Here is a 16,079-nt window from a genome sequence, read left to right on the forward strand (position 1 = left end):
TTCAATTATAAAAAAATTAGGAATTAAATCTAAGATGTATAATAAATTATAACCTGCTAGAAGGGTTTTATGCAGTGAAGTGCATTATTAAGTGTCAATATTGAATTTATCAAAATAAATTTACTATCTTTCATTTTAGTTAGCACCCTATAAACCTGAATGACCTCATTTTTATGAAATATTCAAACCAAACAAGGATCTTAGTAGCAGTGGATTGTATCATTTTCGGATTTGATGGTACGGATTACAAACTCTTATTGATACAGAGGGGATTTGCCCCAGAAAGAGAGAAATGGAGTTTGATGGGCGGATTCATTCAAGCAGAGGAATCTGCTGATGAAGCTGCAGAAAGAATCTTACAACAACTTACTGGCCTCCACGATGTATATATGGAGCAAATTCAAGCTTTTAGTCTTCCAGATAGAGATCCTATTGAGAGAGTTATAGCTTTACCATATGTAGCATTGATAGATATTGAGAAATATCAAGCTCAGATCAATGATGACTTTCATGCAAGATGGTATTCAATGAAGGAGTTACCAAACCTTATTTTTGATCATAAAGAAATGGTAGAGCTTGCACTAAATAAGTTAAGGTACAAAGCCGCCTTCCATCCTATCTTATTTGAGTTGCTTCCTGAGAAATTCACCCTTCCACAATTACAAGCAATGTATGAAGGGCTTTACGACACCAAAATCGATAAGCGAAACTTTACACGTAAAGTTTTATCAACCAAGCTATTGAAAAAAGAAAAAGACAAAGATAAATCAAGTTCTAAGAAAGGTGCCTTCTACTATTCACTGGATGAAGAACATTACAAAGAGAATTTCACTAATATTCACAACTTCATACCAAAAAATGAAATCCCCGTAGGAACTGAGTAATCAGTTCTTTTTTTGTTCTTTTAGGCAGTATTAACCACCATAAAAAGGAAGAAATAATTTATTGATGTAATTTTTTCAGCTATAGTGTTATCTTGACACTTATTTTCTTTTTATTTGTCAAAAATAATGTGTAAGATTGACAATTAAACCCTTTAGAACCAACAAACCTTTATGGAAGCAGGATTTTCAACCCTGGACTATATTGTATTCTCCGTATATGCTGTAGTCATTGTAGCTGTAGGACTCTGGGTCTCCAGATCCAAAACAGGAATTCAAAAAACCGCACAAGAATATTTTTTGGCAGACAAGTCTCTCACCTGGTGGGCAGTAGGGGCTTCCTTGATTGCTGCAAACATTTCAGCAGAGCATTTTATTGGAACCTCAGGCTCTGGCTTTGCCATTGGGCTGGGTATAGCAGCTTATGAATGGATAGCAGCCATCACCTTAATCATTGTAGCTAAGTATTTTCTACCTGTATTTCTAAAAAATGGCATCTACACCATGCCTCAGTTTTTAGAGTCTAGGTTTGATAAAAGAGTCAGTACGGCATTTGCAGTTTTTTGGCTTCTAGTCTATGTTTTTGTCAACCTGACTTCTGTAAGTTATCTAGGAGCGTTGGCTTTGGAGAAAATCATGGGAGTCCCACTCCAATATGGCATCATTGGCCTCCTAGTATTTTCAGGGATCTATTCTATATATGGAGGACTAACAGCTGTAGCTTGGACTGATGTCGTTCAAGTGATTGTCCTGATTGCAGGCGGTTTGGTGACTACTTATTTGGCATTAGATGCTGTAGGAGATGGTTCGGGAGTGATTGCTGGAATGGCCAACTTATATGAAGGCGCACGTGAGCATTTTGTAATGGTAATTCCAAAAGGAGAAATCATGATTCCTGATGGAGTAGGCGGCTTAAAAGATGCCTACCAAGATCTCCCAGGAGTAGCAGTAGTATTAGGAGCCATGTGGCTAACCAATATTGGCTATTGGGGCTTCAATCAATACATCATTCAAAAAGGCCTTGCAGCAAAAAGCATAGAAGATGCCAAGAGAGGGCTGATTTTTGCCGGATATTTGAAAATTCTTATCCCTCTTTTGGTAGTCATTCCAGGAATTGCCGCTTGGGTATTGATCAACAAATCTACTCCTGAAGAACTTTCTGTCATGTTGAACGTGCCATTTGAGCAAATCGGTACGATCAATAAATCTGACGAAGCTTATCCATGGTTACTGAAAAACTTTGTACCTGCTGGAATCAGAGGTTTAGCATTTGCTGCATTGGCAGCAGCGATCGTTTCTTCCTTAGCTTCTATGATCAATAGCACCTCCACCATCTTCACAATGGATATTTATAAGGTCTATTTCAATCCAGAAGCTAGTAATAATCAATTGGTGAAATCAGGAAGATTAGTTGCTGTAGTGGCCTTATTGGTTGCTATGCTTGTTGCACCTCAGTTAGCCTCGCTAGATCAGGTATTTCAATACATCCAAGAATATACCGGTTACATTTACCCAGGTGTAGTAGCAGTATTCTGTATGGGGCTTTTTTGGAGACAAATTACAGGCAATGCGGCTCTTTGGACGGCAATAGCAACCATCCCAGCTGGAATAGTTTTCAAAGTAATCTACCCTGATATGCCATTCTTACTCAGAATGGGATATGTTTTCATTATCTTACTGCTAATTGCTTCAATGATTAGTTTTTCTGAGAAGAAAACATTTCAAAACCCTGCGTTTAAAGCAGCTGGGAAAGGAAGTAAGTCCCTATCAGCTTCTTATTTCTTCTTGGTTTTAGGATTGCTAGCTGCCATCGTTGGTGTGATTCAATATAGTGAATGGGCAAGTATAGGTTTTGAGTCTGTATTTATGGCTGCAGCATTGTTCATCATGCTAGGGCTCATATTATATACCAATGTCAAAATGAAAACAGCCGATCCTAAATCATTGACCGTCGATCCTGTATTGTTCAATACCGCTACACCATTTAACCTTGGGGCTGCTGGAATAATCCTGATCGTGGGCTTATTATATTATTTCTTCTGGATGTAAAAAAGAATATCAAACCTAATCATATCAAATCATGAATAACCTCAAGCAAAACGAAGTATGGTTTCTCACAGGAAGCCAACATCTGTATGGAGAGGAAACCCTTCGTCAAGTTGCGGAGCATTCTCAAGTCATAGCCAAAGAGCTAAATGAATCTGAAGGAATCAGCGTAAGCATTATTTACAAACCAACTGTAAAAACTACAGAAGAAATCTATGCGGTCTGCCAAGAGGCAAACCAAAACAAAAACTGTATTGGTGTTATTGCTTGGATGCACACTTTTTCACCTGCTAAAATGTGGATTGGAGGATTGAAAATTCTTCAAAAACCAATGCTTCACCTGCACACTCAGTTCAATCGAGATATTCCTTGGGCGACTATCGATATGGATTTTATGAATCTCAATCAAAGTGCCCATGGAGATAGAGAATTTGGGTTCATGGTTTCGAGAATGAAAATCGAAAGAAAAGTAGTGGTTGGACACTGGCAAGACCCAAATGTAAAATCACAAATAGACACTTGGGCAAGAGCAGCTTCTGCATGGGCTGATTGGCAGGGTGCTAAGTTCGCGAGATTTGGTGACAATATGCGTAACGTTGCCGTTACAGAAGGTGACAAAGTAGAAGCTGAATTACAATTTGGATTTGCTGTCAACACCTTTGCCGTAGGAGATTTGGTACAACTCATCAATGCCGCTTCTGAGTCTGAAATCAAGGCACTTGTAGAGGAATATGAAGCAACTTATACAATGGCAGATAATTTAAAGGCCAATGGTGCAAAAAGATCCTCTTTGATAGATGCTGCGCAAATTGAAATCGGAATGCGTAAATTTTTGAAAGAAGGTGGGTTCAAAGGATTCACCAATACCTTTGAAGATCTTCATGGAATGAAGCAATTACCAGGAATCGCTACCCAAAGACTAATGGCTGAGGGCTATGGCTATGCCGGTGAAGGTGATTGGAAAACTGCCGCTTTGGTAAGAGCAATGAAAGTGATGGGGACAGGACTTGAAGGAGGCAATGCATTTATGGAAGACTACACTTACCATTTTGACCCGAGCAACAGCATGGTACTTGGAGCACACATGCTTGAAGTAGATCCCGTATTGGCCAATGGAAAGCCTACTTGCGAAGTTCACCCTCTTGGAATCGGTGGTAAAGAAGATCCAGTAAGATTGGTCTTCAATGGAAAAGCAGGTGCATCTCTCAATGCTTCACTTGTTGATATGGGAAATAGATTCAGACTTGTTGTGAATGAAGTCGATGCAGTAGAAGTGCCCCAAGCACTTCCAAAACTTCCTGTGGCAAGAGTCATGTGGAAGCCTCTCCCTGACATGAATACAGGCTGTGCGGGCTGGATTTATGCCGGAGGTGCGCACCACACATGTTTTAGCCAAAGTTTGACCACAGAGCACTTAGATGACTTTGCGAAAATCGCTAGAATAGAAAACATTACTATTGATAAAAACAGTAACCTAAAGCAACTCCAGAATGAAATCAGATGGAGTGATGCTTTTTATAAATTGGGATTATAAAATTGATTTGCCTTAATAATTTCAAAAGGAGATTGGCACTTGCTAATCTCCTTTTTTTGCCTGTTTAGTCTTTTCTAAGCTCTCCTAGAGCGTTGTAATATTATTGATGATATTAGCATATATGATCACTAGCTCTTTTTTTAAATGACTTTTTATTTGAAATAATTTTTCTGAATCTCTACTTTTTGTAAAATCCAATTTATCATCTTCCTCTTTGAACCAACTACTGAAAAACTCATATTGAAATTATTAGTATTTTGATCAAAATTATTTTTACGATCACTGAAATTATAAGAATAACAGAAGTTCTCTTAAAGAATCACAAAAAAAAAGCTGGCGAAAAAACCAGCTCTTTTAACTTAATCTAAGAAACAAATTTAATGAAAATCTATGCTATTTAAGAATGTTGACATTCACCCAATTGATCTCCTCTTGTCGGATTGTGTGATCAGAGTCTTGGAAAATATAAGTCTTCACAGCCGCACCCATTTTTTCTAAAAGTTCTGCTGAAGCTTCAATTCTTGACAGGGGTACATGCATATCTTGATGACTTGAGCCTATGAAAATTGGGGTTCCTGAGAATTTCCCACTGTATTTTTCAGAATTGAGTTTTTCGCCTATGAGGCCTCCTGTAAAGGCCATTATACCGCCATATTTTTGCGCATTTTGAGCTGTATATTCCAAGCATAGACAAGCTCCTTGAGAGAAACCTATAAAGTAAATCTGCTCGGGCTTGAATCCTTTACTTAAGACCTCTTTCACGATCATGTCTACTTTGTGTATGGATTGTGAAAAAGCGGGCTCATTGCTTTGATCAGGAGCCATGAAGCTATAAGGATACCAAGTATTGCCAGAAGCCTCAGGAGCTAATATGGCAAAATCTAACAACTTCAAATGATCTTTTAGACTGACAATACTTTGAGCTGTCGCTCCTCGGCCATGGATCATGATTGCTACTTTGCTTGCTGCTTCTAATGACTTTCCTGCTTTAATGATATCAGACATATTTCTCTGTATTTAATTGAACTTTAGCCAATCTTGAGGCTATTTTCTCTCTGTGAGGCTCTGCCCATTCAGGAAGCTTCAATAACTCACCTAAATGTGCCTCATCCTCGTCTATGTCAAACCCTGGTTCATCTGTTGCGATTTCAAACAATACTCCTCCCGGCTCTCGGAAATAGATGGATTTGAAATAGTTTCTATCTTTCACTTCCGTCACCTGATAACCATTGTTCATTAAGATTTTCTGAATCTCTAACTGTGTTTGGTTATTGGCCGTTCTGAAAGCAATATGATGAACTGTACCTGCACTTTGCACACCTTGTCTACCGGTTTTATCAAGTACAATATCGACTATATCACCTGGTTTGCCTTGTGTACCATAACGGTAGCGACCCTCCTCTTCAGCTATGAATTTATAATTCATAAATTGGGTGAGCAACTTTTCTGTAAGCTCTTTTGCTTTGAGGTTGAGGGTCGCTCCGTAAAAACCTTTAATCACATGTTCAGCAGGAATATTACCATAGACCCATCCTTTTCTATCGTCTTGATCATTGGCAATCAACTCGATGCCCATGCCGTCATGATCTTCAAATCGGATCAATTGCTCACCGAATCTAGTCAGGACATCTGAAGTGATAATATTGTATTTTCTCAAACGCTCTTTCCAATACGTCAAAGAGGCTGATGGAATAGAAAAAGCTGTATAGGTCAATTCACCTGCTCCTTTTGTTCCTTTTCTAGCTCCCTCAAATGGGAAAGTTGTAAATACTGTACCAGGAGTACCCAGTTCATCTCCAAAATAGAAATGATAAACATCTGGTGCATCAAAGTTGATGGTCTTTTTCACCATTCTCAGTCCGAGGATTCCAGTGTAGAAATCTACATTTTCCTGAGCATTTCCAGCAATGGCTGTGATATGATGGATTCCTGTGATTAATGCTGACATGCTATTTTTAAATAAAATTGTGGTAGTGAGTGATCCTGCCAGTGAGATTGCTGACAGGACCATTTGTTGATTTATATTATTGCTTTACAAGCTGAATGCTCAAGATGATTCTTACGGCATCAGATACCACTACAGAACCAGCTTCTGTTACAGCATTCCACTTCAAGTTGAAATCTTTTCTGCTGATTTTTCCTTCGATCTCGAATCCAGCTTTGGTGTTACCATATGGGTCACCTGCCACTCCACCGAAGTCCACATCAAGCTCAACTGCTTTAGTTACTTCTCTGATAGTCAAGTCACCTTTCAGCTTTCCTCCTTCTACAACGCCAGAGAAAGATAATTTTGGATACTCTGCTGCATTGAAAAAGTCATCAGACTTCAAGTGACCATCTCTGTCCGCTTGGTTGGTATCGATGCTATCGATATCTGCTGAGAAGGACACTTTAGCTCCTGCGAAGTCATCAGAAGTAGATTCTGCAGCACCTTCGAATTTTCTAAAATAACCAGTCACTGTAGAGATTACTAAGTGCTTTACTTTAAATGATACTTCAGAGTGCGTTGGGTCGATGGCCCATTTTGTTACATTGCTCATAATTTTTGATTTAGTTTATTTTTAAGTTTTATTTCTGTGCTTACATTGAATGTCTATACATTAATAGGGGTAAAAAAATTTACCCTCGTAGTTTATCTAACAGTGCATTGAGTTGATTAGTTTCTGTTTCTGTCAACTTTACGATATCCCTGTTGAAAGCATATACTGCAGTCTCTAATTCTTCCAATACCTTCAGCCCTTTGGCTGTAATCATGATATCAACTTGCCTCCTATCAGAAGGACATTCTTCTCTTACAACCAAGTCTTTCTGTTTGAGCTTTTCAACCAATCGGGAGGCATTAGACATTTTATTAAGCATTCGCTCTTGAATAGAAGAAACCGTGATTGGCTTGCCATGTTGTCCTCTTAGAATTCTCAAGACATTGTATTGCTCTGGAGAAAGTCCAAGTGGTTTAAATAATGCACTTTGGTTGGAAACAATATAGCTATGTGTGTAAAGCAAATTCACCACTAACTTGTTATAGGGATCTTTGAATGTCTTTTGCTTTATTTCATCTTCTATTCTCATTGGTATATATTGCTTTTGTATTTAATGTATATACATGTAAATGTAACAAAATGTTCAATAATTATGAGAAATTTTTAGATTTTTTTTCTAAAAAGGTTTAATCGGCTAAAATTGGCACATCCAATCTGCAATCATTCGATTGACTTCATCTGGTTTTTCGATAGAACTTGAATGGCCTGCTCCGGGAATCATATGCAACTTGGCATTAGGGATAGACATTTGGATAAACTTTGCTTTTTCCGGTTTGGTAGCTACGTCCTCATCACCAACCAATATCATTGTAGGGCATTGAATGCTTCTGATCTCTTCTTCTACTCCTTTTCTATAAATGACCGCCTCCACAGATCGTGTGATCGTCTTGTTATTGGACTGCAATTCCTTGGTCCAAGTTTGAATCGCTGACTTGTTCTTTGGATTCTCAAGCCAACTCTGAGCAAACATAATTTTCATGACCGATTGGGCTACTGGAGGAATTACACCTAGCCACTTGACTATTCCATTGAGCATTTTGTATTTGGGCAGGTTCTCTACAGGCTCAGGATTGGCTGAAGTTTCCAATAGAATCAAGCTCTTGATTTTCTCTGGATGGCGAGCAGCTAGTCTCATTCCAACAAAACCACCCATAGATAAACCCACAAAATGCACAGGTCTATCTGAAATATGCCCAATCAAAGCTAATGCGTCAGCTGCCAATAGATCCATATCATATGGACCTGGTGTTACCTCAGATTGTCCTTGGCCTCGATGATCATAAGCAATTACTCTATAATATTTCTTTAAAAAATCTATTTGATCTCTGAACATTTTTTGGCTCCATAGTAGGCCATGGGAAAAAACAATCGTCTCTTTACCTGAACCTTCATCAGTATAAAACAAATCGACTTGATTGACTTGTAGATGTGGCATAGTTTGAAATTTTTTGCAAAACTTAAGTTAGGCTTTCAAGATTTGAAGAACAAAATAATTGAACAACCCTAATTGAAATACGATGTAATTGCCGACATGTTCTAGTTTAAATTGCACATTATTAAAGGGGCACTTTAAACTTTTCTCTTATTCCCTATAAGCTATTTACTTATCGTTCTTGAATCTTACGCCCCACCTATTATCACCAATCCAAACCCGGTTGCTTTAATTTTCTACTTTCTTCTCTCGCTTTGTGCTGAAGTACAATCTGTCTAGCATCTTCCAGCATTTGTTTGGCATCATATACGATACCATCTTTGACTGTATATTTTACACCACCTACTCTAACTGGCTCATTGTCTTCGCCAATTCGAATCGCTCCTGTCCCATAGAGCACTTTTATATTTTGAAGTGGGTTTTCCTCCAAAATGACAAAGTCAGCTAATTTCCCTACCTCTACAGTCCCAATTTCCTGATCTAAACCCAGTGCTTCAGAAGCATGCATGGTAGCAGCTCTGATCACTTCTAGTGGATGAAAGCCTGCCTCTCTCAGCAATTCCAGTTCACGGATAAATGCAAAACCATAGAGTTGGTAAATAAAACCTGAATCCGATCCAGCAGTCACCCTGCCTCCTCGGTTTTTGTATTCGTTGACAAAAGTCATCCAAAGTCTGTAATTTTCTTTCCATTGGATCTCCTCCTCGGTGGTCCAATCAAACCAATAAGAACCGTGAGACTCTCTACTAGGCTTGTAAAACCTCCAAAGTGATGGCAAAGTATATTCTTCATGCCACTCTGCTCTTCTAGCACGCATCAAATCCCTATTGGCTTCATAGATATTGAAGGTGGGATCGATGGTGAAGTCCAAGTCAAGCAACTCTTGCATGACTTTGTTCCAGTGATCAGAATAAGGAGGTGCTGCCTGCTTCCAAAGTTTACCTGCCTCTGCAAATCTGTGCTGCTCGTTTTGATAATTATAATCAAGCCTATAATCTTGGATTGTTTGTTTTTCGAATAGTGCCTCAGGCAAGCCATACCAATGCTCCATAGTGGTCAATCCAGCGCGTGCCGAATTCAACACATTCCACCTAGCTACATCCATCTGCGCATGATGCATAGCCGAACGCAGACCTATCCTTTTATTTTCCTCTAATGCAGCCTGCATTACTTCTGGCTTGGCACCAAAAAACTTAATTCCATCAGCTCCCTTCTTTGCATTTTCATTGACCCAGGCCTTTGCTTCAGCTGCATTGGTAATGGTTTTCCCTGCACCTTGACCAAAAGAAGTATAGGCTAAGATTCTTGGTGCAGTAATGGTGTTGGCTGCGGATTTTTGCTTATGTTCAAGTACCCAATTCAAACCATTACCAGCCGATGGGTCTCTCACTGTGGTGATACCATGCGCCATCCAAAGTTTAAAAACATACTCTGCTGGTGTTCCTTGACCTGCTCCACCAATATGCCCATGCATATCTATAAATCCGGGTAGTAAATAATACCCTTCCAAATCCAAAACTTGATCATTGGCTCCAGCTTGTGGTCTTCTATTCTCTTTGATTGGCAGACCTGGATAGCCAACAATCCTGATTTCGGTAATTTTATTCTGACTCACTACAATATCAACGGGACCTATCGGGGGTGCACCTGTCCCATCTACCAATGTAACTCCCCTGATGATCAAGCGATCAAAAGGTCCCTCACCCTCCTTCCTTTCTGGTGAAGGCATGACTTGAGCATGATTTTCTATTGGAAATAAGGATAGTAAGGCAAGGATTAGGAGTAAGTTTCTTTTCATATTTGATTTTGATTGACGGAAGTAAATTAAAAATTCTCTTCTCAATAAAAAAACCATCCATCCAAAAGGGCTTTAATCAGCTACAAAAGCTAAATAGTTCTCGTCTTTTTCATATCTATTAATCTTAAATCACTTTCATATTCCAATTTTATTGTTCTTTCACTTGTATATACTTCTACATTTCTCTCTGCTAACTCCAAGAATTGATCATAAGGCCCTCTAAGTGAAATCAGTTTGACGAATATTGGTGCAGTTTCTATGGCAATAAACAATAAGATAATCATGATGTTTGCTCGCCAAATCGCTTTACTTTCTGATGTCAAATGAGATAGGGCATCTATTCTTGCAGCTATTCCGTCAAACCCATCAATTTGTGGTTTGACTTTTTGAAATTCTGCTTCTTTTTGAGTGTTTATCGCAAGAATTTCTTGATCAAGCAGGTCAATTCTATTTTGATTATCTGCTTTCATCTCTCTTAGTTCAAGTTGGGCTTCATCCAGTTGCTGTTCTTTCTTTTTAGCATTTGTACCTAGGCCAACGATCCCGCTACTTCCATCTGTCTTGACACCAAAGCGTTCAAAATCATATTCCTGCTGTAATTGATCTCTATAAGATATAGCTGTCTGAATGGCCCTTGAAAGACTATCCTTTCTGGCTTCAAGCACACCTATTTCTTTGAAGCTAGAGGACAATGCCTCTTTACTTTCCGCCATCATCTGGATTTTTTGCTCATCCAGTTTCCTATTGATTTCTCGCTCAAATATTTTCAATTCCAATGGTTTGGAAATGACAAGCGCTAAAATTACCGCCATGATCAATCTTGGAATTGCCATTTTCCATTCTGACCACACATTTGCTCGCTTACGCATACTCGAAACAATAAAACGATCTAAATTAAAAATCATTAATCCCCAAATCAAAGAGAATCCAATAGCTGCATAGATCGACTGGAAAATTGTAAACAATGCATAACCAGCCGACAATGTAGCCAAGACTGCTGTAAAGAAAACTGTTCCCCCTATGCCTACATATTTGTTGCTTTCAGTGGGGGATTTTTGAAGCAAATTGAAATTAGCTCCACTACAAAACCAGAGAAAGCGAGTGATTTTTTCCATGAATGATAACGACTATTAGTATTCTCTCCAAGATTAAGAGAAGACCAAGCCAAAAGTATTTTTCTTTAATCCTAATTGCCAATAAATGTGACCAAAGCCCTTAAATTTGAGATTGAACTTGAATTAAAAGGGATTAATGCCTCCTACTCAATTTCTATTCACTTCAAATTCAAGTATCTAAATCCGAACGAACAATTAAAACCGAACAGTTTACGTTCGATTTTGAGCACACCCTAACAATATAATCATGAAACAGAAACACATCATCAACCTAGGAATTCAAATCGTACCCAAAAGTAAAAACCTTGATAGCTATGCATTAGTCGACAAAGCCATAGAGGTAATTCAAAACTCAGGAGTAAACCATGTGGTGACTCCTTTTGAAACAGTGATGGAAGGAGAGCAAGAAGAATTGATGAAGATTGCTATGGATGCGCAAGAGGCTGTACTAGCAGCTGGCGCCGAAGAAGTGTTGATATATTATCGCATGCAAATCAGAAAAAATAAAGATGTTTATATCGTCGATAAAACTGGAAAGTATCAATAAGCTAAATCATTGATTATAATTATTTTAACAAAAATATTCTACTTTATGCCCCTCGTGAACCAAAAGGGGATTTACTTTTATTAATACTTCTAAAATCAGACAATAACGAACATAATAACTTCGAATGAAGTTAATTTTGCGTATATTCTAGTCTCAAATGTTAATTCAACATTTGACCTCATTAGAATTCTTTTTACTCTAAACCAACGTATTTTATGAAAAAGATAATCATTTTCACAATCTTATTATTAACCTTTCAAATTTCTCAAGCCCAAATTAAATCTATCAACTATGATGTTGTTTCAAATGAAATCAATTCTGGCGTAGTCCTTCCGGCGGAGGAGCCATTTTACATCAAAGGGACTTTACCTAGAGGTATAGCATATGTGAAAATAAGGGTAAATAGACCAGGAAAAAGCTCCAAACAAGCGGAGAATTATGATTGGAAAAGAGCCTTTGACTTTGAAGTCAACCAATATGAAATTTTTATTGCTGATCCACTGAAAAGCAACACCAACTACGATTTTGAATTTTTCTTCTATGAGCGAGCAGGTGAGGATCAAATGGAATCTGTCAAAAATGCAATAGGTGAAAATCTTGAATCCTACATCCGGTCCAACTTCGAAGTTTCTTCAGGAGGTATCAAAGCATATAACAATGATCAAGTAATGATCACCCAATTGAACCAAATTGTGGAAAATGGGCTAGAGGATTACAGACACTTCTTGGGAAGGGACTTCCCTGGTTTTTCAGATCTAGTCAAACAAAAACTAGATCAAAGAAATAAACTCAAGCTGAGGAGGGCAAGATTCAATATTTTAGGCAAAAGCGATGGAGATAATGAAAAAGCAGCTTATGCCAATAAATACATAGAAGAACTAATCGGTGCTGTTCAAAACGAAACGGAGCAATTCCTATCTAGAAGCCTAATGTCTTTGGTAGACATCAGAACGATAAACTCTTATCCTACAGAGAAACTTCCAGGAACCTTATCACTCAATTTTGGATACGGTGCTTTTGCAGTCAAAAGAAACCTTAGCTCTACAGAATATTTCAATGGACCATATTTAGGATTATCTCTTCCTTTAGGGAATAAAACTTTTCAAAAATTCCTAGGAAATGCTTCATTCTCTACTGGCGTATTTCTTCAAAACTTCAATGCTAGCAGTGGTGAACGCATCTCGGGCCCTATTGTCAACCTTCCGATTTATGCTGGTTTAGGGTATAAAATGTTCCGAGTAATGCGTTTCAATGCGGGTGCAGTATTGATCAATATGGAGGATGTCAACTCGGGCGTGAAAACAGACTTCATCCAACCTTATGTAGGTATGAGTTTGGAATTCAACCTCTGGGTAGGGCTAAACAACAGGAGGTAATCTATGAAAAAGCTGATGATATCAATAGGCCTCAGCTTGATAACAATCTCCACGATTCTAGCTCAACAAAAGGATTACGAATGGAGGATTGGAGTCAGCGGTGGCTATAGCAATTACTACGGAGACTTGACTCCCTTTAGAATCAGAGGTATTTCTAACTGGGATGCCATACAGCATCTACTTTATTTTAACGAAAATTACTTTGATCAATATTCTTGGAAGATCTCCCTTGAAAGGCAACTGAGCCCCACCATAGGCCTTCAGTTCAGTTATGGGCAATATCAGTTTGCTATGTCTGATAGGTATGTGCAGCGTAATGGAGAACTGTTAGCAAGTAATCGATTCTTTGATCGGGCTTTAAATTTCCAAAATAATACCCGAGATATGGGTTTAGCTTTTGTCTTCAAGGCAGATAATGACAGATTACTTCCCGCCAAATCATGGATTGCCCCTTATGCTTCTTTAGGTTTTGGGATATTGGACTTCACTGTAAAAGGTGATCTTTTGGATGATGATGGCAATCGATATAACTACACAAACCCAAATGTACAACCTAATGGTGTATACGAGACAGAACTGACTCCATTGAGAACAGAATTGAAGGAGGGTTACGATCAAGGTGTGTTTTATGCTAACCTGGGGCTTGGTGTTAGATTCAGACTTGGAAGCAGGATTGAGATTTTTGCACAATCAGACTTTATCCACAGTTTCAGCGACTACTTGGATGACGTAAGTGGCCAATACAGAAGCGACTATGACAATGATTTCCAAGCTTATGCCGCACAGCCAGGCACCAATATGGTCGATCCTAATAATCCAAATAGGGGAAGAAATAATAGTCTGAATGACTGGGTTATCTATCACGGCGTAGGTCTTAAATACAATTTCGGTGTCAAGAAGTCTTCTTTCAGAGCTCCTAAGCTGAGTACCAACTACCCAAATTATCAAGTTGGAAACCCAAATATTAGTATGGCAAGCGCTGAAAGCAGCAACAAAAAACAAGATAGTATAAAAGCTTCTCCATCAGGCAACACCTACAACTACTTCACAAACATACAATTGATCGATCAAGCAAGGTTGGATAGTCTGAGCTACAAGAATCAAATGCTCACTTGGAATCAGCAAGTAGAAGAAAGGAGAAGGAGAATAATAGAAGGAAAGGTAAGAGAGAAATCATTCGTTGAAATTGATCAAAAATTTGAAGAACAAGATATGCTTTTAAAAGCTGACACCTTGCTTTCTTCGATTGAGAGAGATTCCTTGATCCAATTTACTGAAAAGCGAAGACAAGACCTTCGCTATTCATTGGATAGTATTCAAAGAAGAGAAATTGAATTAAAAACTGAAATTGACAGCATTCAAACTTTGAGTAAGGAATATAAATTTCAACCTACCAGATCAGTTGATTTTGGATTAGATAGTCTGTGGAGAAATTTCACTTTCAATAATCCAAACGCCATAAATACGCTTCAAGAAGAAAGAAGCTCAATAGATACCGTTAGCGTATCCTCTGCTTCAAAATCAGCGACTGAAACACCGAAAGTAACAAACAAAGAAACGAGTTCTACCTCTGAAGAACAGAAAAGATTAAAAGCACAAGAGGAAAAAATCCAAAAACTTGAACAGGAGTCCAAACGCCTTCAAGCACAAAGGGATAGCTTGAGCGCACTCCCTAGAGAATTTATCTATATGGGAGGAGAAAGAAGCAGAAGCATTGCTCCTGACTTATCTGATAGAAATAGAACAAGCACCTCAATCAATCAGACTACGATTGAAGAAAGAAGAGTCATCGAGACTGCCGAGGATTATAGGGAAAAGAGGAATTTCTGGCAAAGAATCGGGGCTTTTTTTGGCGGAGCTGCTACTGCTAGAGCTATAGATTCAAATACAAACAGTAGTGGCACCACTCCTACAGTAAGTAGAGAAGTGGTAAGTGAGCCTGTTCGGGACTTTCGAGATTCTCTGGCAGCTGTAGACGAAGATCAATTATTAAGGACACAACAAGTCGCAAAAACCTTAGGCTTCTTACTTGCTAGGATTACGCCTGAATTGATCATATCAAGTGGGTCGGCTATGATAGAAAAAGAGCAAGAAATAAAAACAGAGGAGGAAGCTTTGATAGAAGAAAATACCGAGCTGATAGAAGTAGCACTCAAGACAGACACTGTATTCATAGAAAGAGCTCCTGAAATAGAAATTCAATTACTTAGGTTCAAAGAGATCATCTATTTTGACATCAATCAAAGAGTACCTAATGAGGATGAACTTAAAAAACTAGCTAATCTGGTAGATTTCATCAAAGAAAATGATGGATATATGCTTACGCTTACTGGATTTGCTGACAATACAGGGAATGTCAATTATAACCTAAGACTTGCTGAGGAAAGAACAAAAGCCGTAGCTGATGCTTTGGGAGAATTATACGGCATCCCAGAAGATCAAATCCAAATGGAGTCAGGAGGTCAGGTCATAAGAGGCTCCCAAAAATCCAGTAATGACCAAGACAGGAAGGTAGAAGTAAGGATTGAGCGGAGAAATTGACCTCTTAGTGCCTTGGCGTCTCCTATGTTGAAAAACAAGCTAATGAGCTAAAATTTCACATAACTATTCCATTCTGATACTTTTTTCTCTTAAATGCAGTCCCAGTTTTGACAGTTCTGTTGTCAAGGCCGTAGCGAAGCGAAGTTCATTTTAGCCTTTACTACAGGGCAGTCAAAACTATCTTTGTGTTTAAAAGGGAAAAGAATCAGTTTAGTTTATCGTCACTTTAATAATGCCTAATTCACTTCAATAACCTCTTTAATCAATCT

13 protein-coding genes are annotated in these 16,079 nt (G+C 38.4%); 6 read left to right on the forward strand and 7 right to left on the reverse strand.

Annotated elements, in window-relative coordinates; translation table 11 throughout:
* The first annotated feature begins 173 nt into the window (after positions 1-173).
* From CHB66_RS15325 to araA, 3 genes are all read left to right on the forward strand, one after another.
* Positions 174-884, forward strand: a complete 711-nt coding sequence (locus tag CHB66_RS15325; protein ID WP_089242294.1) for an NUDIX hydrolase — start codon at positions 174-176, stop codon at positions 882-884.
* 171 nt (positions 885-1,055) lie between these two features.
* Entirely contained in the window at positions 1,056-2,930 is a 1,875-nt protein-coding gene (locus tag CHB66_RS15330) for a sodium:solute symporter family transporter (protein WP_089242295.1), read from the forward strand.
* A gap of 31 nt (positions 2,931-2,961) precedes the next feature.
* On the forward strand, positions 2,962-4,461 hold the full coding sequence (gene araA / locus CHB66_RS15335; RefSeq protein ID WP_089242296.1) for an L-arabinose isomerase: 1,500 nt from the start codon (positions 2,962-2,964) through the stop codon (positions 4,459-4,461).
* Positions 4,462-4,854: 393 nt separating this feature from the next.
* Here araA and CHB66_RS15340 read toward each other — a convergent pair whose 3' ends face one another.
* The 7 genes from CHB66_RS15340 to CHB66_RS15370 form a co-directional block, all read right to left on the reverse strand.
* Positions 4,855-5,466, reverse strand: coding sequence for an alpha/beta hydrolase (locus CHB66_RS15340; RefSeq protein WP_089242297.1), 612 nt, complete (start codon positions 5,464-5,466; stop codon positions 4,855-4,857).
* Positions 5,459-6,409: a ring-cleaving dioxygenase gene (locus tag CHB66_RS15345; protein WP_089242309.1), complete on the reverse strand. Its 951-nt coding sequence runs from the start codon at positions 6,407-6,409 to the stop codon at positions 5,459-5,461. The genes CHB66_RS15340 and CHB66_RS15345 overlap by 8 nt, the downstream gene beginning before the upstream one ends.
* 76 nt (positions 6,410-6,485) lie before the next feature.
* Positions 6,486-7,001, reverse strand: coding sequence for a YceI family protein (locus tag CHB66_RS15350; protein ID WP_076500567.1), 516 nt, complete (start codon positions 6,999-7,001; stop codon positions 6,486-6,488).
* 79 nt (positions 7,002-7,080) lie between these two features.
* On the reverse strand, positions 7,081-7,530 hold the full coding sequence (locus CHB66_RS15355) for a MarR family winged helix-turn-helix transcriptional regulator (RefSeq protein WP_089242298.1): 450 nt from the start codon (positions 7,528-7,530) through the stop codon (positions 7,081-7,083).
* Between the two features lie 105 nt (positions 7,531-7,635).
* Positions 7,636-8,436: an alpha/beta fold hydrolase gene (locus CHB66_RS15360; RefSeq protein ID WP_089242299.1), complete on the reverse strand. Its 801-nt coding sequence runs from the start codon at positions 8,434-8,436 to the stop codon at positions 7,636-7,638.
* A 202-nt stretch (positions 8,437-8,638) separates the two neighbouring features.
* On the reverse strand, positions 8,639-10,231 hold the full coding sequence (locus CHB66_RS15365; RefSeq protein WP_245812751.1) for an amidohydrolase family protein: 1,593 nt from the start codon (positions 10,229-10,231) through the stop codon (positions 8,639-8,641).
* A gap of 89 nt (positions 10,232-10,320) precedes the next feature.
* Positions 10,321-11,346: a DUF4407 domain-containing protein gene (locus CHB66_RS15370; protein WP_089242301.1), complete on the reverse strand. Its 1,026-nt coding sequence runs from the start codon at positions 11,344-11,346 to the stop codon at positions 10,321-10,323.
* A 247-nt stretch (positions 11,347-11,593) separates the two neighbouring features.
* On the opposite strand from CHB66_RS15370, the gene CHB66_RS15375 reads away from it, so the two are divergent.
* The 3 genes from CHB66_RS15375 (at position 11,594) to CHB66_RS15385 (ending at position 15,810) form a co-directional block, all read left to right on the forward strand.
* Positions 11,594-11,893 carry a thiamine-binding protein gene (locus tag CHB66_RS15375; protein ID WP_089242302.1) on the forward strand — a complete coding sequence of 100 codons (300 nt, stop codon included), beginning with the start codon at positions 11,594-11,596 and terminating at the stop codon, positions 11,891-11,893.
* Between the two features lie 215 nt (positions 11,894-12,108).
* Positions 12,109-13,269, forward strand: a complete 1,161-nt coding sequence (locus tag CHB66_RS15380) for a hypothetical protein (RefSeq protein WP_089242303.1) — start codon at positions 12,109-12,111, stop codon at positions 13,267-13,269.
* A 3-nt stretch (positions 13,270-13,272) separates the two neighbouring features.
* Positions 13,273-15,810: an OmpA family protein gene (locus CHB66_RS15385; RefSeq protein WP_089242304.1), complete on the forward strand. Its 2,538-nt coding sequence runs from the start codon at positions 13,273-13,275 to the stop codon at positions 15,808-15,810.
* Positions 15,811-16,079 lie beyond the last annotated feature (269 nt).

The sequence above is a fragment of the Belliella buryatensis genome, assembly GCF_900188245.1.
GTDB lineage: Bacteria > Bacteroidota > Bacteroidia > Cytophagales > Cyclobacteriaceae > Belliella > Belliella buryatensis.